This is a genomic window from Rhodanobacter sp. G1 (assembly GCF_055397855.1).
In genome coordinates, this window is the sequence record NZ_AP039674.1 from 1,228,390 (window position 1) to 1,247,012 (window position 18,623).

The window sequence follows — 18,623 nt, forward strand, 5'->3', positions numbered from 1 at the left end:
TTGAAGCTTGCCGCATTACCGCGCCGAGCGGCGATTCCGGACGAATCGCACGGGTGGTGGCGCTCCCAACGAGGTTCGAACTCGTGTTCCCGCCTTGAGAGGGCGGTGTCCTGGACCGCTAGACGATGGGAGCGAAGTCTTGCAGAGCGCGCTAGTATAGCGGAATTGTTCCGCTCGGCAATGCCGTCGCGCCGTCGCGCGGCGCATGCCGAACAAGATACCCGCAAGGATCCCAGCCGCTTGAATCCCGAAGCCAGGAACGACGCCAGGCCCGCGCTGCGCATCATCCCGCGCGAGCAGCACACGATTTCCCGCAAGAACATCAGCAAGGCCGCGCTGCGCGTGCTGTACCGCCTCAACGAGGCCGGCTACGACGCCTTCCTGGTCGGCGGCGCGGTGCGCGACCTGCTGCTGAGCGGCCGGCCCAAGGATTTCGACGTGGCCACCAATGCCACGCCGGACGAGGTGAAGAAGCTGTTCCGCAACTGCCGCCTGATCGGCCGCCGTTTCCGGCTGGCGCACGTGGTGTTCGGGCCGGAGATCATCGAGGTGGCCACCTTCCGCGGCACCGGCGAGGAGGAGGGCGCGGAAGGCGAGCGCCACATCGTCGACGGCCGCATCGTGCGCGACAACGTGTGGGGCACGATCGAGGAAGATGCCATCCGCCGCGACTTCCGCGTCAACGCGATGTACTACGACATCAGCGACTTCTCCGTGCGCGACTACGTGGGCGGCATGCAGGATCTGCAGGATCGCGTGCTGCGCCTGATCGGCGAGCCGGCCACGCGCTATCGCGAGGATCCGGTGCGCATGCTGCGCGCGGCGCGCCTTGCCGCCAAGCTCGGCTTCACCATCGACGCGGCCGCCGCGGCGCCGTTCGCGGAGCTGGGTTCGCTGCTGCTGGAAGCCTCGCCGGCGCGGCTGTTCGACGAATCGCTGAAGATGTTCCTCGCCGGGCACGGGCTGAAGAGCTTCCGCATGCTCGAGCAATGCGGCCTGCTGCAGTTCCTGTTCCCCGCCACGGCGCGCGCGCTGAAGCGCGGCGACGAAGCCTTGCGCGCGCTGGTCGAGCAGGGCCTGGCGAACACCGACGAGCGCGTGGCGGAAGGCAAGTCGGTGACGCCGGCCTTCCTGTTCGCCGTGCTGCTGTGGGGCGAGGTGCGCGACCTGGCGCACCACCAGATCGCGCGCGGCAAGGATGCCAACGAAGCCTGGGCGCGCGCCGCGATGCAGGTGGTGGCCGAGCAGTGCCAGCGCGTGGCGATCCCGCGCCGCTTCACCTTCACCATGGAGGAAATCTGGTCGCTGCAGCCGCGTTTCGAGCAGATCCAGCGCAAGAAGGTGCTGCGCCTGCTGACCCACCCGCGCTTCCGCGCCGCATTCGACTTCCTGCTGCTGCGCGCGCACGAGTCGCCGGCGCTGCGCGAGCTGGGCCTGTGGTGGGATCACGCGCAGCAGCTGCCGCACGACACGCTGGCGGCGGCACTGCCCACGCATGGCGGCGGCAACGATCCCGAGCTGGCCGTGGCTACGGCCAGTCCGCCGCGCAAGCGGCGCCGGCGCAAGCCTTCGGCCAAGCCGAAACCGGCGTGACCGCAGCCTACGTCGCGCTGGGGAGCAACCTGGGTGACCCGCGCAGGCAGGTGCTGGATGCCGTGGATGCGCTGGCGCGCCTGCCGGGTACGCAACGGCTGCGCCGTTCGCGCCTGTACCTCACGCCGCCGTGGGGCATGCGGGAGCAGCCGCCGTTCGTCAATGCAGCCGTCTTGCTCGAAACCAGCCTCGAACCGCATGTGCTGCTGGACGAATTGCTGGCGATCGAGCAGCGCGCCGGCCGCGTGCGTGCCGAGCGCAACGGGCCGCGCACGCTGGATCTCGATCTGCTGCACGTGGACGGCGTGCAACTGGACGATGCCCGCCTGACCCTGCCGCACCCGCGCATCGCCGAGCGGGCCTTCGTGCTGCTGCCGCTGGCCGACCTGGCGCCCGATCTCGTGTTGCCGGGGCAGGGACGCGTGGCCGACCTGCTGATCGCCGTGGATGCGCAGGGTTGCGAGTGCCTGGGCTGAGAGCCTGCTCACGATCTCCCCATGGCCCGCGCCAGGAGCTGTTTGCGCGCAGGCCAAGGAAGAAGGAGGGAGTGGACGTCCGTCCGCGACCGAGTGATGACGCAGGGATGTGGGCAAACAGACTGTGCCCTGCGGGTGGCCTTGCCATGGGGAGATCGTGAACAGGCTCTTCGGCCGGCTGGCCGAATGATGCGGCGCAGCGGATAATCGCCCCTCCCTGATTCGAGGCATCGCCGTGTACGTGGATCCCACCGCCATTCCCGCGCGCAAGCCGGTCACCGTCCCCGGCCTGCATGCTATGAAGGCCGAAGGCCGCCGCATCACCGTGCTCACCGCCTACGACTACAGCCTCGCCGCGCAGGTGGAGCTGGCCGGCATCGACGTGGCGCTGGTGGGCGATTCGCTGGGCATGGTGGTGCAGGGCCACAAGAGCACCCTGCCGGTGACGCTGGATCACATGGTCTACCACACGCAGGCGGCGGCACGCGGGCTGTCCGCGACGCTGCTGGTCGCCGACCTGCCGTTCATGGCCGACCGCGACGTGCCGCACGCGCTGGAAGCCGGCGCGCGGCTGGTGGGCGAGGCGGGCGCGGCGATGGTGAAGATCGAGGGCGCCGCGCCGCACATCCTGGAGGCGACCGCCGCGCTGGTGGCGCGCGCGATCCCGGTCTGCGCGCACCTGGGCCTCACCCCGCAGTCGGTGCACAAGTTCGGCGGCTTCCGCATCCAGGGCCGCGAGCAGGAAACGGCGGATCGCATCTTCGCCGAGGCGCAGGCCGTGCAGGCCGCGGGCGCGGATCTGCTGGTGCTGGAAGGCGTGCCCACGACGCTGGGCCAGCGGGTGACGCAGGCGCTGAAGATCCCGGTGATCGGCATCGGCGCCGGCCCGCATTGCGACGGCCAGGTGCTGGTGATCCAGGACATGCTGGGCATCACGCCCGGCAAACGGCCCAAGTTCAGCAAGGATTTCCTCGCCGGCCGCGATTCTGTGGCGGCCGCGCTGGCCGCCTACGCAGCCGACGTGCGCAGCGGGGCCTTCCCCGCCCCCGAGCACTGCTTCAACTGAGCCTCCACCGAGCGAGAACACGCCATGCAAACCGTGCAAGACGCCCCGGCGCTGCGCGCCGCCATACGCGGCTGGCGCGCCCAGGGCCAGATCGTGGCGCTGGTGCCCACCATGGGCAACCTGCACGCGGGGCACCATTCCCTGCTGAAGCTGGCGCGCGCGCGCGCCGACCGGGTGGTGGCCACGGTATTCGTCAATCCCACCCAGTTCGGGCCGAACGAGGACTTCGAGCGCTATCCGCGCACGCTGGCGCAGGATCAGGCAGGGCTGGCCGAACACGGCTGCGACCTGCTGTTCGCGCCGGAGGTGGCGACGATGTACCCGTTCGGCGCCGAGCAGAGCGTGAGCATCCACGTGCCCGGCATCACCGACACGCTGGAGGGCGCGCACCGCCCCGGCCATTTCGACGGTGTGGCCACCGTGGTGTGCAAGCTGTTCAACCTGGTGCAGCCTGATCTGGCGGTGTTCGGCCAGAAGGATTTCCAGCAGCTCAAGGTGATCGAGCGCATGGTCGCCGACCTGGCGTTGCCGGTGAAGGTGATCGGCGCGCCCACCCTGCGCGCCGAGGACGGGCTGGCGCTCAGCTCGCGCAACCAGTACCTCTCCGCGGCGGAGCGGGCGCAGGCGCCGCTGATCCGGCAGACCCTGCGGCAGATGCGCGAGCTGCTGGAGAAGGGCCATGCGCGGCGTATCGTGGAGGAAGCCGCGCAATCCCGGCTGGAGCGCGCCGGCTTCGTGCCCGACTACGCGGCGATCCGCCGCGCCGAGGATCTGTCCGAGCCGGCCGATGGCCAGCGCGAGGGGCTGGTGGCGCTGATCGCCGCGCGGCTGGGCACCACGCGCCTGATCGACAACTTGCCGTTCGACTGAATCGGCCCCATTTCCAGGCTGAGCCGCCGATGTTGCGACGCAGCGCCGCCGGTTCGATAATGCGCCGCCACGCGGGCCGTCCCCGCAGGAAATCGAAGTCATGCACCTCAACATGTTCAAGGCGAAGATCCATCGCGCCACCGTCAGCCACGCCGAGCTGCACTACGAAGGCTCGATCGCGATCGACGGCAACCTGCTGGACGCCGCGGGCATCCGCGAGTACGAGCAGATCCATGCCTGGGACATCGACAACGGAGCGCGCTTCGTCACCTACGCGCTGCGCGCCGAGGAAGGCTCGGGCATCATCTCGGTGAACGGTAGTGCCGCGCGCAGCGTGCAGGTGGGCGACCTCATCATCATCGCCGCGTTCGCGCAGATCGACGAGAAGGAGCTGGCGCAGTTCCAGCCCACCTGCGTCTACGTGGACGAGAAGAACCGCATCACCCACACCAACCGCTCGATCCCGAAGCAGATGGCGGCCGCCTGAGTCGACGGTTGATCCGAGTCGGCGGTTGAAACGGGAGCGGCGTCTTCCGCTCTTTGCTCGTCATCCCGGCATAGGCCCACTGCTGTCCGGAATAATCTGGGGATGGTGTCGAAGGATGAAGGCCCGCGCCGCTTGCACGAAGCATTGCGAGAAGGCGACTTCATTTCCGATAACGACCACCTATCCAGACCGTCATCCCGGCGAAGGCCGGGATCCAGTAGCGACCGTGTTCGCTCAGGCCGCACGGCCACTGGATTCCGGCCTGCGCCGGAATGACGAGAAAGACCGCGGCCACGAATGTTCAAAATTATTCCGGACAGTAGTGGGCATAGGCCGGGATCCAGTAGTGGCCACGCCCGTTCAAGCCATATCGCCACTGGATTCCGGCCTACGCCGGAATGACGGGCATTCGAGTGCCAGCGGCCCTCGACCGGCAATGGCTCAGAACGCCGGCAGCACCGCGCCCTGGTACTTCTTCTCGATGAACGCCTTGATCGCCGGGCTGGTCAGCGCCTGCGCCAGCTTCTGCACGCGCGGGTCGCCCTTGTTGTCGGGGCGGCCCACCAGGTAGTTCACGTAGGGCGAATCCTTGCTCTCGATCAGCAACGCGTCCTTGGTGGGGTTGAGGCCCGCCGCCAGCGCGTAGTTGGTGTTGATCAGCGCCAGATCCACCTCGTCCAGCGTGCGCGGCAGCATCGCCGCCTCCAGCTCCTTGAACTGCAGGTGCTTCGGGTTCGCCGTGATGTCCTTGGGCGTGGCCAGCGCGTTGGTTGGATCCTTCAGTTCGATCAGGTGGTTCTTCGCCAACAGCAGCAGGGCGCGGCCCTCGTTGCTGGGATCGTTGGGCAGCGCCACGGTGGCGCCGTCGGGCAACTGGTCGATGCTCTTGATCTTGCGCGAGTAGGCGCCGAACGGCTCGATGTGTACCCCCACGATGGGCACCAGGTCGGTGCCGTGTTCGTGGTTGAAGGCGTCGAGGTAGGGCTTGGTCTGGAAGTAGTTGAGGTCGATGTTCTTCTCGGCCACTTGCATGTTTGGCTGCACGTAGTCGGCGAACACCTTGATCTCCAGCTTCACGCCTTCCTTCGCGAGGATGGGCTGCGCCTGCTTCAGGATCTCCGCATGCGGCACCGCGGTGGCGGCCACGGTGAGCGTGTTCGCGTCCTCCTTCGGCGCCGAGCAGGCCGCGAGCAGCATGGCGAGGGCCGCGCAGCCCGCGGCGCGCAGCATCCGTGTCACGACGGCTTGCGGGCCACGCCGGCGAGCAGCAGCAGCGAGAGGATGGCGGAGAGGGCGGCGAGCAGCAGCATGGGTCATGGCGGTTTCCGGGGAAGTTCCAGACTAGGCGTCCAGACGTTGGCGGGGAAATAACCGGATCAGTGGCGCTTATAACGTGCCACGATGCGGTCGCCCAGCATTTGCAGCAGCTGCACCAGCACTACCAGCAGCGCCACGGTCACGACCATGTAGTCGGACTTGTAGCTGAGGTAGCCGTAGCGGTAGGCGAGGTCGCCCAGGCCGCCGGAACCGATCGCGCCGCCCATCGCGGTATAGCCCACCAGCGCGATCGCGGTGACCGTGATGCCGGCGGCGAGGCCGGCGCGCGCCTCGGGCAGCAGCACGTGGCGCACGATCTGCCAGGTGCTGGCGCCCATCGCCTGCGCCGCCTCGATCACGCCCTGCTGCACCTCGCGCAGTGCGGTTTCCACCAGCCGCGCGAAGAACGGCGCGGCGCCGATCACCAGCGGCGGGATCGCGCCGCGCACGCCCAGCTTGGTGCCCACCAGCGCGTAGGTGACTGGCATCAGCACGATCATCAGGATGATGAAGGGCACCGAGCGCAGCACGTTCACCAGCAGCGAGACGGTGCCGTAGAACTTCGGCATCGCGCGCAGCTGCCCCTTGCCGGTGAGGTAGAGCAGCACGCCCAGCGGCAGGCCGATGGCCACGGTGAGCGCCAGCGAGCCGCCCAGCATCAGCAGGGTGTCGATGCAGGCGCGACCCAGCTCGCCCCAGTCGTCGATGTTGGGGAACAGGCTTTGCAGCGGCGAGGTGGTCATGCGCCGATCTCCTCGATCTCGATGCCGGCCGCACGCAGGGCGGCCAGCGCGGCATCAGTGTTGTCGCCTTGCAGCGACAGCGTGAGCTGGCCGTAGGGCAGTTCCTTGATGCGGTCGATGCGGCCGGCGAGCAGGTTGAAATCCACGCCGTGCTCGCGCATCACCCGGCTCAGCACGGGCTGCAGCGCGGCCTCGCCGCGGAAGGTGAGGCGCAGCACACGGCCGGCCACGGCGGGCGCCTGCGCGGCGGTGGCCTCCTCGGGCAGCGCCTCCTCCACGAAACGCTTCGTGGTGGCGTGCCGGGGATGCAGGAACACGTCGGCCACCGTGCCGGTTTCCACGATGCGGCCGGCGTCGAGCACGGCCAGGCGGTCGCAGATGCGGCGCACCACGTCCATCTCGTGGGTGATCAGCACGATGGTGAGCTTCAGCTCGCGGTTGATCGCCGCAAGCAGGTCGAGCACCGAGGCCGTGGTCTGCGGGTCGAGCGCGCTGGTGGCCTCGTCGCACAGCAGGATTTCCGGCCGGTTCGCCAAGGCGCGCGCGATGCCCACGCGCTGCTTCTGGCCGCCGGAGAGCTGCGACGGATATTTGCTGGCGTGCTCGGCGAGGCCGACGCGCGCGAGCAGTTCGTCCACGCGTGCACGGATCTTCGCCGCGTCGCGCTCGCCCGCGAGGCGCAGCGGGAACGCCACGTTCTCCGCCACCGTCTGCGAGGCCAGCAGGTTGAAGTGCTGGAAGATCATGCCGATGCGCCGGCGCTGCGCGCGCAGCGCGGCCTCGTCCAGCGCGGTCATTTCGGTGTCGCCGACCAGGATGCGCCCGCCGCTGGGCCGTTCCAGCAGGTTGATCAGGCGGATCAGGGTGGACTTGCCCGCGCCGGAATGGCCGATGATGCCGAACACCTCGCCATCCGCGATGTCGAGGTTGAACGGCTGCAGCGCGGGAATCTCCCGGCCGTCCACGCGATAGGACTTGCGTACGTCGAGGAAGCGGATCACGGAGGTATGGCGTCGGGTCGGGCGAGTATTCTACCCGCTGACCGGCCTTCCATACGGCCATACGCGGAATCCATGCCATGAGCGACATCTACGACTTCAGCGCACGCGACATCGACGGCAACGAGCGTTCGCTCGCCGAATGGCGGGGCAAGCCCCTGCTGATCGTCAACGTGGCCTCCAAATGCGGCTTCACGCCGCAATACGCCGGGCTGGAAAAGCTGTGGCGCGAATGGCGCGAGCGTGGCCTGGCGGTGCTGGGCTTCCCCTGCGACCAGTTCGGCCACCAGGAACCGGGCAACGAGGCGGAGATCCGCAACTTCTGCAGCACCAGCTACGACGTGAGCTTTCCGCTGTTCGCCAAGGTCGAGGTGAACGGCGCGGGCGCGCATCCGCTGTACAAGTGGCTGAAGAGCGAGGGCAAGGGCATCCTCGGCAGCGAGGCGATCAAGTGGAACTTCACCAAGTTCCTGGTCGACGCCGAGGGGCAGGTGGTGAAGCGCTACGCGCCCACCGACACGCCGGAGAAGATCGGGAAGGAGCTGGAGCGGCTGCTGGGCGCGTGAGCGGGTTCAATGGCCGCCGTGCCAGCCGGCCAGCAACTGCACGATGGCATCGATGTCGCGGTTGGCGCTCGGTTCCCCGTCGCCGCGGTCGTAGTTGTTGAGCAGGATCGCGAAGGCCAGCCGCCGACCATCCGCCGTGGTGGCGTAACCGGCGAGGCTATGCACGTAGGTCATGCTGCCGGTTTTGGCGCGCACCTTGTCGGTGGCCGGGCCGTCGCGCATGCGCCATTCCAGTGTGCCGTCCACGCCGGCGACCGGCAGCATGTCGCGCAACGCGCCTGCCCAAGGCTGCGTGGCGATGTATCGCAGCAATTGCGCCATCGCCGCGGGCGTCGCCAGGTCGCCGCGTGAAAGGCCGCTGCCTTCCTCCATCAATACCGACGACGGCGCGATGCCGATGCGTTCAAGCAGTTCGCGCAGCGCGCGCAGGCCCCATGCTTCGCTGCTCAGGAATCCTGCGGGGGCGTCGGGCTGGTTTGCTGCCGCGGCCTGCGCGCTGACGCCGTCGATCTGCAGCAGGTTCTGCAGATAGAGGTTCTGCGAGCGCTTGAGTCCCTGGGTGAGGATCTCGCCCACGGGCGGCGACAGCACCTCGCCCAGCACCTGCGCGTTGGTGCGCAACGCATCGTCGCGTTCCGGCCAGGCGAGCACGCGCAGGCCGCCGGTCAGGCGTATGCCGTGGCGCGTCAGCGCCGCACGCAACTCCGCGCCGGCCTGTTGCGCTGGGTCGGGTATGGCCAGTTGGTAGGTTCGCGCCGGCGTGCCGGTGGCGATGCTGCCGAAGGCATGTAGCAACGTATCGCCGGGTGCGCGATATAGGTTGATGTCGTCGGGCGTGCGTGCCGGCGCGGTGGTCAGCGTGTTCGCCAACGGTGGCGTCGCCACGTCGGGCGCGAAGCTCAGCTGCGGCGGCTGGCCGGCGAGGAGGGCCGGCGCCACGGTGAGCGCCACGGTGTTCTCGTGCACGCTCAGCGCGGAGGCGGGCGCGGCGAACCAGCCCAGCAGGTCGCTGGCCTCCCAGCCGCTGCCCAGCGTGGGGCCGGAAAAGTACGTGGTGTCGGCAACCAGATCGCCATGCACCTCGTGGATGCCATGTGCGGCCAGTTGCGTGGCGAGCTGGTCGGCCCAGTCGGGATTGGCGCCGGGCGTGCCCAGCGTGGGATCGCCCATGCCGTACAGCAGCAGCGGGCCCTCCAGCTTGCCGTGGCGGAGGGTGGCGGACGAAAGCAGGCGCGTGGGGATACGCGTCTGCGGATCGAGCGTGGACAGCGTCAACGCAGCGGTGAACAGCTTGGCGGTGGAGGCCGGCTCGAACAGCTTGCCGGACTGGTGCGCGTACAGCGTGCGGCCGCTGTCCAGCGACACCACGGCGATGCCCCAGTCGGCGGCGGCGTAGCGCGGCTGGCGGATGATCGCGTCGATCTGCGCGGCCAGCGGACGGTGGCTTCGCGCCGCGACAGGAGTGGCGGCGAGCGCCGTCATCGGCAGCGCGACGCACGGCAAAGCCAGCAGGCACAGCAGCGAGGCGATCCACAGGGCGGGTTTCATGCGCCGAGTATCGCAAAGTCGCCATCTGCTAGGCTTGATCCTTCGTGCCGGCGCAAAACCGGCTCTTTCACCGATACCGGAACGCCCCCATGCAGATCGCCAAGAACGCCGCCGTCACCTTCCACTACACGCTCACCGACGATGACGGCCAGGTCGTCGACAGCTCCGCCGGCCGCGAGCCGCTGGCCTACCTGCACGGCCATGGCCACATCGTGCCGGGCCTGGAGAAGCAGATGGAAGGCCGCCAGGCCGGCGACAAGTTCGATGCCCACGTGGCGCCGGAGGAAGGCTACGGCGTGCGCCACGAGGAACTGGTGCAGGAAGTGCCGCGCGAGGCGTTCCAGGGCGTGGCCGACATCCAGCCCGGCATGCAGTTCCAGGGACACGGCCCGCAGGGCGTCATCAACGTCACCGTGACCAAGGTCGAGGACGACAAGGTGCACATCGACGGCAACCACCCGCTGGCCGGCAAGCCGCTGCATTTCGCCATCGAGGTGACCGGCGTGCGCGAGGCCAGCGAGGAAGAGCTGTCGCACGGCCACGTGCATGGCGCGGGCGGTCATCACCACTGACGCACGATCATGCAGGGACGCATGAAGATCGCCATCGTGGGCTATGGCGCCGCCGGTCAGGCGGCGTCGTTGTTTCTGGCCGGGCAGGGACACGACCTGAGCGTGTTCGAGCAGGCCGCCGCGCCGGGGCCGGTGGGCGCGGGCTTCCTGCTGCAGCCCACCGGGCTGGCGGTGCTGGCCCGGCTCGGCTTGCACGGGCAGGTGCTGGCGCAGGGTCAACGCATCGAGTCGCTGCATGGCTGCACCGTGCATGGCCGGCAGGTGATGGCCATGCGTTATGCCGACCATGTGCAGGATTGCTTCGGCCTGGGCTTGAGCCGCGGCAGCCTGTTCTCATTGCTGCGCGATGCGTATGCCGGTGCCCGCGATATCCATGTCGGCGCGCGCATGGTGGGAGTTGATGCGGAGGCAGGCCTCCTGTTCGATGAACACGGCGGGAGCCATGGCCCGTTCGATCTGGTCGTGGCCGCCGATGGCGCCGGCTCCCGTCTGCGCGCCGGCCTGCCCGGCCTGGCCACGCGCGACGTGACCTATCCCTGGGGTGCGATGTGGTGCCTGCTGCCAGCCGAGGGCTGGCCGCATGTCGATACCCTGCAGCAGCGCTACGCTGGTGCACGCGAAATGATTGGCTTGCTGCCGGTAGGGTGTCGCGTCGATCGCGCAGGTCGTTGGCTGACCTTCTACTTCAGCCTTCCTGGCGAACAAGTCGATGCCTTCGACGCAGAGGCCCTCGCGCGTCTACGCGAACGCGTAGCGGCGCTGTGGCCGGAGGCGTTGCCGCTGCTGGCCGGCATCGAAGCGCCGGAACAATTGCAGCGTGCGCGCTACCGCGACGTGGTGATGCCGGTGCCGCATCGCGGACGCGTGGTGTTCCTTGGCGATGCGGCGCATGCGATGAGTCCGCAGCTCGGCCAGGGCGTGAACATGGCGCTGCTGGATGCGCAGTCGCTGGCGGATGCGTTGGCCGCGCACGACAAGCTTGCGCCGGCCTTGCGCGCCTATGCGCGTGCGCGCCGTCGTCATTTGCAGGTGTATCAGTCCATGAGCCGCTGGCTCACGCCGCTGTTCCAGTCGCAGCACGACCGCCTCGCGCGGTTGCGCGACCTGGCCTTCGGCCCGCTGGGGCGTTTGCCGCTGGCGCGCGGGCAGATGCTGCGCATCCTCACCGGTACCAAGCAGGCGTGGTGGCGTTAGAGCATCTTGCGATAGACCACGAAGCCCGATTTCTCGGCGACCTGGTCGTAGAGCCGCATCGCGCTGGCGTTGCTTTCGTGGGTCTGCCAGTACACGCGCGGCGCGTGCGCCAGTTGCGCGAGTTCGTAGACGCGTTCGATCAGGGCGCGGCCCACGCCGAGGCCGCGCGCGTCCGGCGCGGTGAACAGATCCTGCAGGTAGCAGCTCGGTGCGACCTGGATCGTGCTGCGGTGGAACAGGTAGTGCGCCAGGCCGAGCAGCGTGCCGCCGCGCTCGGCCACCAGCGCATGCACCGGTTCAGCCGGGTCGTGGAAGCACGCCCAGGTGGTACGGGTGATTTCTTCCGGCAGGGCGGTGGGGCCGCTGCGGCCGTAGAACGCGTTGTAGCCGTCCCACAAAGGTTTCCACGCGGTGTAGTCGGCGGTCGCCACCGGGCGGATCGATATCGTGTCGCTCATGGGCTGCTAGCGATTGCGTGCTTTGTTGAGGAGTGCGGCCAAGGGTGGCCGCTACTTGATGCTCGCGCTCATGGATGAGCGCGAAAACCAGTGGGTGGGCCGAGTGGCTCAATACCAGTCGAGCAGGGACACGCCCACGCCGAAATACGTCGCGTTGTGGTTGTAGTCGATCAGGCTTTCGCCGTAGCCCTTGAACACCTCCATGTAGCCGCGCAGGTTGCCGGCGATGGGGAAGCTCCAGGTGAAGCGCGCGGCGCCGTGGTTGTCGGCGCCCAGGCTCAGCGAGTCGCGCAGCATCAGGCCGAACTCCTGCCCGTTCCATTCATGGACGATCTGCAGGTCGGCGCGGCCCACGTACTTGCTGATGTCCGGGTTGTCGTCGTCGCTGCGCGCCTCGGGGATGCGCCACCACGGGCGGAACATGATGGTCCAGCCGGGGCGCTCGAAGCCGACGTCGGCGATCACGCGGTTCCAGCTGCGCGACAGCGGGTTGCCGCGCCCGTTGGACTGGTGGTCGACGCCGATGCCGAGCAGGCGGCCTTCCCACCCCAGCATCGAATAGTGCGTGTCGAACACCAGCAACGCTTCCGGCTCGTAATCCGTCTCGCGGAACGGGCGCGACACCTGCGCGTTGTACACCTGCCAGCGCGAGCTCTGCGTATAGCCCACCCACAGGTCGCCGGCGTCGCCGAACACGCCCTGCCACACCTTGGTCTTGAGGCTGAGCTGGAACTTGGCCTCGACGTTCTGCAGCTGCTGCGGCGCCTGCACGGTGTTGTCCGGGTTGGGGCTGTGCGGCAGGTTGTTCTGGTTGCTGGTGGCGAACAGCGGCATCGCATACACCGGCCGGTAGCCGCGCAGGTTGAAGGTGCCGAGCTTGCTTTCGGGCGACAGCTCCCAGCGGCTGTCCAGCAGCGACAGTGGCGCCGATACCTCGGCGTTTCCGGCGTTGGCGGCTTGCCGGTCGTGCGCGAACACGCCGGCGTTCGCCGCTTCAGGTTGATTCGCGCGCTTTTGCGCGGCCGGCAACTGGTCGCGCCCGGTGGCGCGGTCGTAGCAGGCCAGACGCTGCGAATCGCTTTCGATCGCGGTGCAGGCGCGGATGTCCATCGGATCGGGATTCTGCGCGCGGCAGGCGCCAGCGGCGAAGACGCCGGCCAGCAGGAGAAGGCGAAGATGGTTCATGGCGACTCCGTCGCTCGGGTGTATGCGAAGTCTAGGCCATGCGTGGCGGCGGCCTTCCGGTTGTCCATGCGAATCGCCGCAGTCGGCCCTGGCGTCGCGCCGGCGGCATCCCATGGAGCCAAAGGTATGGCGGCAAAAAAACCGGCCGCATCGGGATGCGGCCGGCTCGGTCTTCTGCGGCTTATTGCAGCTGTTTCACCCACGCGTCGTACTGCGCCTTGCTGATGCGCTGGGCACCGTGGCTCGCGTTGAGGAAATCGTTGGCCAGCGGCGGATAGGCGGCGGCCTGCTCCTGGGTGATCGACTTGCCGCCGCCGGAGAGCTGGCTGAAAGGTGGCGGCGGAGCGAACTGCGGCGCCGGCGGCGGCACGCTGCGCACGGTCACGTCGGGCGGCGGCATCTGCGCCGGGGGCTGCGGCTGCATGGTGCCTTGCGGTGGAGGCGGAGGCGGCATCTGCTGCGACGGCGGCGGCATCTGTCCCGGAGGCTGCGACTGCATGGCGCCTTGCGATGGTGGAGGCGGCGTCTGCGCCTGGCCTGTCTGGTCTTGCGCGAAGGCCGTGCCGGCGAAGATCAGGGCGGCGGTGGCGAGAACGGGCAAGAACACGTTGCTTGCTTTCATGGTCATTTCTCCATGCCAGAATGTCTGAAGGAGCGCTGGCCCTGCTGGCGACCGCGAGCGGCGTCAGGCTTCGGCCCGGCTCGTGATTGACCCTAACAGAGGCAGCGTAAATGCCATTGCAACACTCCTGTCGATCCGGCGTGAAGCCGGCATGCCGTTGAACGCAGCTTCAGCGAACACGGTCGCGTTGAGCCTGCCGCAGGCGCGCGCGCTGCAATTGCATGCGCAAGGATTGCTGCAGGCACCGCGCCGCAAGCCGCGGCGCGACGACGTGGTGGCGGCCATCGAGCGCATGCGCCTGTTGCAGATCGACAGCATCCACGTGGTCGCGCGCAGCCCGTATCTGGTGCTGCATGCGCGGCTCGGCGACTACCCGATGGCGTGGCTGGACGAGGCGCTGGCCGATGGCCGCATCGCCGAATGCTGGGCGCACGAGGCCTGCTTCGTCGCGGCGCGCGACCTGGCCGCGCACCGAGCGTGGCGCGAGCGCGGCAGCCATTGGGCGCATCGCCACGCCGAACGCATGCATCGCGAACACAAGCCCTCGATGGATGCGCTGCTCGCGCGCATCCGCGAGCACGGGCCGGCGCTGGCTTCGGATTTCCCGCGCGAGGAGCGCGGCGTTTCCGGCTGGTGGGAGTGGAAGCCGGAGAAGCGCTGGCTGGAGGCGTGGTTCGCGCTGGGCGAGCTGATGGTGACGCGGCGCGAGCGTTTCCAGCGCGTGTACGACCTCGCCGGGCGCGTGCTGGCGAAGCTCGAGCCGCCGTTCGTTCCCAGCGAACTCGACACGGAACAACTGCGCCGGCACTTCATCGTTGAAGGCGTGCGCGCGCTGGGCATTGCGCAGGCGCGCTGGATCGCCGACTACTTCCGCCTCAAGCCGGCGGTGACCGCGCGCGAACTGGCGCCCTTGCTGGACGAAGGCGAATTGCTGGAGGTGGCGGTGCGCGGCTGGGACGCGCCGGGCTACGTGCATCGCGAGCATGCCGATGCGCTGGAACGGGCGCGCGCCGGCCGCCTGCGCGCCACGCACACCGCGTTGCTGTCGCCGTTCGATCCGCTGGTGTGGGATCGCGCCCGCGCGCTGGCGATGTTCGGTTTCGACTACCGCATCGAGTGCTACGTGCCCGCGCCGAAGCGGCGCTACGGCTATTACGTGCTGCCCATCCTGCATCGCGGCGCGCTGGTCGGCCGGCTGGACGCCAAGGCGCATCGCGCCGAGGGCGTGTTCGAGGTCAAGGCGCTGTTCCTGGAACCGGGCGTGGAGCCCATGCCGCGTCTCGCCAGCGAAATCGCCGCTGCGGTCTCGCGTACGGCCGGTTGGCATGGCACGCCGGCGATCCGCCTGGGGCGCTGCCGACCGGCGGCATTGGCGCCCTTGCTGCGCGCGGCGTGGAAGGGTTGACTCAGTTCGACGCCGGTGCGCCGCAGGAGCGGCCCTGCACGGCCTGATCCATCTGGCTGGCCAGCAGGCGGCAGCGCGCATCCAGGTACGGCCGGGTTGCGGGATCCTGCGAGGCCTGCAGCAGGATGCCGCGCATGGACTGGTAATGCGCCTGCAACTGATCCGCCGGGTAGATCGCGGCGGCGCGGTGGCAGGCCAGGTAGCTGGACAGGTAGGCGTCGCAGGAGGCCACCCCGGTGATCGCGGCGGGCGCGGCCGGGCGCACCGGCCGGGTGGTGGCGCAACCGGCCAGCAGCAGGCCGGCGCACAGCGGGAGCAACGGGCGGACGTTCAAGGCGGCGATCCCTGGTCGTGGGGCGCCCGATTCTCGCACCGGGCGGCACGCTGCGGTTATCGGGTATGATGGTGGCACTGCGTTTGCCGGGGTCGCCTAGCACCGGTGACCCGATGCAGCTGATCCGCGATCTGCCTCATCTGTTCACCCCGGGGTTGTTTTCCTTTGCACACCAGTAAGCCGGCCACCGCAATGTCGCGGCGGTCGAGTCTCTTTTTACCCATGTGGAGTGATTTATGTCTGATCGTCAGATCGGTACCGTCAAGTGGTTCAACGACGCCAAGGGCTTCGGCTTCATCGCGCGCGACAACGGCCCGGACGTGTTCGTGCATTTCCGCGCGATCACCGGCAACGGCTTCAAGAGCCTGCAGGAAGGCCAGAAGGTGAGCTTCAAGGTGGTGCAGGGCCAGAAGGGCCTGCAGGCCGACGAAGTCAGCGCAGCCTGATCGCCGCGCAAGCGTCGAACGAAACCGGGCAGCGATGCCCGGTTTTTTTATGTCCGCGACAGCTTCCGGGAGCGCCACTTGACACTTCCCTCGCATTCCTGAATTTCCGTTATGCTTGGTTCACTGCGTTTGCTTGGCCACGTGCGTGCCCGGTGTGGAGCCCCCGGTTCCATGTCGCTACACCCGACCCCGGCATGCCCAGTAAGCCGTCGGCCCGAGGGGGTCGGCTTGTCTCAAGCGTCTGGATTGGATCGGAGTGAGTCATGTCGGATCGTGAAACAGGTACCGTCAAGTGGTTCAACGACGCCAAGGGGTTCGGCTTCATCAGCCGTGAGAACGGCCCCGACGTGTTCGTGCATTTCCGTGCCATCACCGGCACGGGCTTCAAGAGCCTGCAGGAAGGCCAGAAGGTGACGTTCAAGGTGGTGAACGGCCAGAAGGGTCTCCAGGCTGAAGAAGTCGCCCCGGCTTGATCGCCGTGTCGCAAGTGGAAAGGGCCGGCGCAAGCCGGCCTTTTCTTTGGCTTTGCTTTTGCGACCATCCTTGATCGCGAAAGTCAAACGGGCGGCCATCCTTGGTCAGGCTTTGCCTTTGCAATCGTCCCTGATTGCCAGGATCAAACGGGCGGCCATCCTTGGCCGCACTCTTGATTCTTTGCGATCTTCCTTGATCGCGAGAATCAAACGGGCAGCCATCCCTGGCTGCACTCTTCATTTCGGTTTGCGATGAACATGACGATCGCCGCTGATCCTGCCGTGCTGCCGCTGGCGATGGCCGACGGTGCGCGCGCTGAACTGTTGTGCGTGGCGCCGGACGGCGAGCCGCGCGAGGCCGTGTACTGGTTGCCGGCGATGGGCGTGCCGGCGAAGCATTACTTGCCGTTGGCTATGGCGCTGGCGGCACGAGGCGTGGCGGTGGCGCTGCACGAATGGCGCGGCATCGGTTCCAGCAGCCTGCGCGCCGGTCGCCGTTGCGACTGGGGTTACCGCGAGCTGCTGCAGTTCGATCTGCCAGTCGGCGTGGCTGCGATGCGCGGGCATTGGCCCCAGGCGCGCGCATGGATCGGCGGCCACAGCCTGGGCGGGCAACTGGCCTGCCTGCATGCCGCCTTGCATCCGCACGATGTGGCGGGCATCGCCCTGGTGGCCAGCGGTTCGCCGTACTGGCGGCGGTTCCGCCACGGTGCGCTGGTCGGCATGGCCTACGTGCTGGCGCCCGTGCTGGCGGCGCTGCGCGGGCACCTGCCCGGTCGCCGCATCGGCTTCGGCGGCAACGAGGCGCGCGGCGTCGTTGCCGACTGGGCGCGCAGCGGACGCACCGGCCGCTATGCCGCGGCGGGCATGGCCGAGGATTTCGAGCAGGCGCTGGCCGTGCTGGAACTGCCGGTACTGGCGCAGCGCCTGCGCGACGACTGGCTGGGCCCGGCCGCCTCGCTGGACTGGCTGCTGGGCAAGATGCCGCGCGCCCTGCGCCGGCACGAACAGGTCACCCCCGACGATCTCGGCGGCAAGCCGGCCGATCATTTCGGCTGGATGAAAACGCCGGAGCCCATCGCCGCGCGCATCGCCGGATGGATCGCCGCGCACGACGCAGCGTTCACGGCAACGCACCGTCCCGGCCCTTGATGCGGGGCCGATGGGGCGCCACTGTAAGCGCTTCCGTCCCTACGCTGGTGGCCTGATGAAACTGTTTGAACCCCTGCCGCAACGCAGCCTGGCACTGCGCAACCGCATCGTGGTGTCGCCGATGTGCCAGTACTCGGCCAGCGACGGCGTGCCCGACCACTGGCACCTGGTGCACCTGGGCAGCCGCGCGGTGGGCGGCGCGGGCGCGGTGATCGCCGAGGCCACCGCGGTATCGGCGCAGGGGCGCATCTCGCTGGGCGACACCGGCCTCTGGAACGACGCGCAGCTTGCCGCGTGGCAGCCGATCGCCGCCTTCATCGCCGCACAGGGCGCGCTGCCCGGCGTGCAGCTCGCGCATGCCGGCCGCAAGGCCAGCGCGCAGCGGCCATGGGAAGGCGGCGGTGCGCTCGGGCCCGAACAAGGTGCCTGGATCACGGTGGCGCCATCGGCATTGCCGTTCGATGCGGGCTGGCATGCGCCGGTGGCGCTGGACGCGGCGGGCATCCGCCAGGTGATCGCCGATTTCCGCGCATCCGCACAGCGTGCGCTGGCCGCCGGCTTCAGGCTGGTCGAACTGCATGCCGCGCACGGCTACCTGCTGCACCAGTTCCTGTCGCCGCTCAGCAACCGGCGCGAGGACGCATACGGCGGCAGCTTCGAGAACCGCACGCGGCTGGCGCGCGAGGTGATCGCCGCCGTGCGCGAGGTGTGGCCGCAGGAGTTGCCGCTGTGGCTGCGCATCTCGGCCACCGACTGGGTCGAGGGCGGCTGGGACGTGGAGCAGAGCGTGCAGCTGGCGCGCGAGGCGAAGGCGCTGGGCGTGGATCTCGTCGACGTCTCCAGCGGTGGCCTGCTGCCGCACGTGAAGATCCCGCTGGGGCCGGGCTACCAGGTGCCGTTCGCCGCGCGCCTGCGCCGCGAGGCGGGCATCGCCACCGGTGCGGTGGGCCTCATCACCGAAGCGAAGCAGGCCGCCGATATCGTGGCGAACGATGAAGCCGACGTGGTGCTGCTCGCCCGCGAGAGCCTGCGCGATCCGTATTTCCCGCGTCGCGCCGCGCAGGAACTGGGTGCGCAGATCCATGCGCCGGTGCAATATCAACGAGCCTGGTGAGGGG

The 18,623-nt window shown here is 68.6% G+C and carries 21 protein-coding genes and 1 tRNA gene; 13 read left to right on the forward strand and 9 right to left on the reverse strand.

Going from position 1 to position 18,623, the window contains the following annotated elements; all coding sequences use genetic code 11:
• Nucleotides 1-57 precede the first annotated feature (57 nt).
• Nucleotides 58-133, reverse strand: a tRNA-Glu gene (locus tag ACZ5Z2_RS05495).
• Between the two features lie 107 nt (nt 134-240).
• On the opposite strand from ACZ5Z2_RS05495, the gene pcnB reads away from it, so the two are divergent.
• The 5 genes from pcnB (at nt 241) to panD (ending at nt 4,492) form a co-directional block, all read left to right on the forward strand.
• A complete protein-coding gene (gene pcnB, locus ACZ5Z2_RS05500) occupies nt 241-1,593 on the forward strand; it encodes a polynucleotide adenylyltransferase PcnB (RefSeq protein WP_464760948.1) in 1,353 nt (450 codons plus the stop codon).
• Nucleotides 1,590-2,069, forward strand: coding sequence for a 2-amino-4-hydroxy-6-hydroxymethyldihydropteridine diphosphokinase (folK, locus tag ACZ5Z2_RS05505; protein ID WP_464760949.1), 480 nt, complete (start codon nt 1,590-1,592; stop codon nt 2,067-2,069). The genes pcnB and folK overlap by 4 nt, the downstream gene beginning before the upstream one ends.
• Nucleotides 2,070-2,310: 241 nt before the next feature.
• Nucleotides 2,311-3,135 (forward strand): 3-methyl-2-oxobutanoate hydroxymethyltransferase, encoded by an 825-nt coding sequence (gene panB / locus ACZ5Z2_RS05510; RefSeq protein WP_464760950.1) that lies wholly within the window; start codon nt 2,311-2,313, stop codon nt 3,133-3,135.
• Nucleotides 3,136-3,159: 24 nt separating this feature from the next.
• Nucleotides 3,160-4,005, forward strand: a complete 846-nt coding sequence (gene panC / locus ACZ5Z2_RS05515) for a pantoate--beta-alanine ligase (protein ID WP_464760951.1) — start codon at nt 3,160-3,162, stop codon at nt 4,003-4,005.
• Between the two features lie 100 nt (nt 4,006-4,105).
• Nucleotides 4,106-4,492 (forward strand): aspartate 1-decarboxylase, encoded by a 387-nt coding sequence (panD, locus tag ACZ5Z2_RS05520; RefSeq protein WP_464760952.1) that lies wholly within the window; start codon nt 4,106-4,108, stop codon nt 4,490-4,492.
• A 441-nt stretch (nt 4,493-4,933) separates the two neighbouring features.
• On the opposite strand, the gene ACZ5Z2_RS05525 is transcribed toward panD, so the two are convergent.
• The 3 genes from ACZ5Z2_RS05525 to ACZ5Z2_RS05535 all read right to left on the reverse strand — a co-directional run bounded on the left by ACZ5Z2_RS05525 (nt 4,934) and on the right by ACZ5Z2_RS05535 (nt 7,553).
• Complete coding sequence (locus tag ACZ5Z2_RS05525; RefSeq protein WP_464761668.1) at nt 4,934-5,722, reverse strand: MetQ/NlpA family ABC transporter substrate-binding protein; 789 nt, start codon at nt 5,720-5,722, stop codon at nt 4,934-4,936.
• A 146-nt stretch (nt 5,723-5,868) separates the two neighbouring features.
• Nucleotides 5,869-6,552 carry a methionine ABC transporter permease gene (locus tag ACZ5Z2_RS05530; RefSeq protein ID WP_464760953.1) on the reverse strand — a complete coding sequence of 228 codons (684 nt, stop codon included), beginning with the start codon at nt 6,550-6,552 and terminating at the stop codon, nt 5,869-5,871.
• Nucleotides 6,549-7,553, reverse strand: a complete 1,005-nt coding sequence (locus tag ACZ5Z2_RS05535) for a methionine ABC transporter ATP-binding protein (RefSeq protein ID WP_464760954.1) — start codon at nt 7,551-7,553, stop codon at nt 6,549-6,551. The genes ACZ5Z2_RS05530 and ACZ5Z2_RS05535 overlap by 4 nt, the downstream gene beginning before the upstream one ends.
• 77 nt (nt 7,554-7,630) lie before the next feature.
• Between ACZ5Z2_RS05535 and ACZ5Z2_RS05540 the strand changes: the two genes are divergently transcribed.
• A complete protein-coding gene (locus tag ACZ5Z2_RS05540) occupies nt 7,631-8,116 on the forward strand; it encodes a glutathione peroxidase (RefSeq protein WP_464760955.1) in 486 nt (161 codons plus the stop codon).
• Between the two features lie 6 nt (nt 8,117-8,122).
• On the opposite strand, the gene dacB is transcribed toward ACZ5Z2_RS05540, so the two are convergent.
• Nucleotides 8,123-9,664: a D-alanyl-D-alanine carboxypeptidase/D-alanyl-D-alanine endopeptidase gene (dacB, locus tag ACZ5Z2_RS05545; RefSeq protein WP_464760956.1), complete on the reverse strand. Its 1,542-nt coding sequence runs from the start codon at nt 9,662-9,664 to the stop codon at nt 8,123-8,125.
• An 89-nt stretch (nt 9,665-9,753) separates the two neighbouring features.
• Between dacB and ACZ5Z2_RS05550 the strand changes: the two genes are divergently transcribed.
• Nucleotides 9,754-10,236: an FKBP-type peptidyl-prolyl cis-trans isomerase gene (locus ACZ5Z2_RS05550; protein ID WP_464760957.1), complete on the forward strand. Its 483-nt coding sequence runs from the start codon at nt 9,754-9,756 to the stop codon at nt 10,234-10,236.
• 21 nt (nt 10,237-10,257) lie between these two features.
• The gene (locus tag ACZ5Z2_RS05555) at nt 10,258-11,430 is read left to right on the forward strand and encodes an FAD-dependent oxidoreductase (protein WP_464760958.1); all 1,173 of its coding nucleotides are present in this window, start codon (nt 10,258-10,260) and stop codon (nt 11,428-11,430) included.
• Here the strand turns inward: ACZ5Z2_RS05555 and ACZ5Z2_RS05560 are convergent.
• From ACZ5Z2_RS05560 to ACZ5Z2_RS05570, 3 genes are all read right to left on the reverse strand, one after another.
• The gene (locus tag ACZ5Z2_RS05560; RefSeq protein ID WP_464760959.1) at nt 11,427-11,888 is read right to left on the reverse strand and encodes an N-acetyltransferase family protein; all 462 of its coding nucleotides are present in this window, start codon (nt 11,886-11,888) and stop codon (nt 11,427-11,429) included. The genes ACZ5Z2_RS05555 and ACZ5Z2_RS05560 overlap by 4 nt on opposite strands.
• Before the next feature lie 108 nt (nt 11,889-11,996).
• Nucleotides 11,997-13,073: a phospholipase A gene (locus ACZ5Z2_RS05565; RefSeq protein ID WP_464760960.1), complete on the reverse strand. Its 1,077-nt coding sequence runs from the start codon at nt 13,071-13,073 to the stop codon at nt 11,997-11,999.
• A 181-nt stretch (nt 13,074-13,254) separates the two neighbouring features.
• Nucleotides 13,255-13,695: a hypothetical protein gene (locus ACZ5Z2_RS05570; RefSeq protein ID WP_464760961.1), complete on the reverse strand. Its 441-nt coding sequence runs from the start codon at nt 13,693-13,695 to the stop codon at nt 13,255-13,257.
• A 151-nt stretch (nt 13,696-13,846) separates the two neighbouring features.
• Between ACZ5Z2_RS05570 and ACZ5Z2_RS05575 the strand changes: the two genes are divergently transcribed.
• Nucleotides 13,847-15,100, forward strand: a complete 1,254-nt coding sequence (locus ACZ5Z2_RS05575) for a winged helix-turn-helix domain-containing protein (RefSeq protein ID WP_464760962.1) — start codon at nt 13,847-13,849, stop codon at nt 15,098-15,100.
• A 1-nt stretch (nt 15,101) separates the two neighbouring features.
• Here the strand turns inward: ACZ5Z2_RS05575 and ACZ5Z2_RS05580 are convergent, their stop codons facing one another.
• Nucleotides 15,102-15,434, reverse strand: coding sequence for a hypothetical protein (locus ACZ5Z2_RS05580; protein WP_464760963.1), 333 nt, complete (start codon nt 15,432-15,434; stop codon nt 15,102-15,104).
• A 236-nt stretch (nt 15,435-15,670) separates the two neighbouring features.
• Between ACZ5Z2_RS05580 and ACZ5Z2_RS05585 the strand changes: the two genes are divergently transcribed.
• The 4 genes from ACZ5Z2_RS05585 (at nt 15,671) to ACZ5Z2_RS05600 (ending at nt 18,619) form a co-directional block, all read left to right on the forward strand.
• On the forward strand, nt 15,671-15,880 hold the full coding sequence (locus ACZ5Z2_RS05585; protein WP_192104674.1) for a cold-shock protein: 210 nt from the start codon (nt 15,671-15,673) through the stop codon (nt 15,878-15,880).
• 263 nt (nt 15,881-16,143) lie between these two features.
• The gene (locus tag ACZ5Z2_RS05590) at nt 16,144-16,353 is read left to right on the forward strand and encodes a cold-shock protein (RefSeq protein WP_464760964.1); all 210 of its coding nucleotides are present in this window, start codon (nt 16,144-16,146) and stop codon (nt 16,351-16,353) included.
• Nucleotides 16,354-16,611: 258 nt separating this feature from the next.
• On the forward strand, nt 16,612-17,505 hold the full coding sequence (locus ACZ5Z2_RS05595; RefSeq protein WP_464760965.1) for an alpha/beta hydrolase family protein: 894 nt from the start codon (nt 16,612-16,614) through the stop codon (nt 17,503-17,505).
• A gap of 55 nt (nt 17,506-17,560) precedes the next feature.
• Nucleotides 17,561-18,619, forward strand: coding sequence for an NADH:flavin oxidoreductase/NADH oxidase (locus ACZ5Z2_RS05600; RefSeq protein WP_464760966.1), 1,059 nt, complete (start codon nt 17,561-17,563; stop codon nt 18,617-18,619).
• The last annotated feature ends 4 nt before the right edge of the window (nt 18,620-18,623 follow it).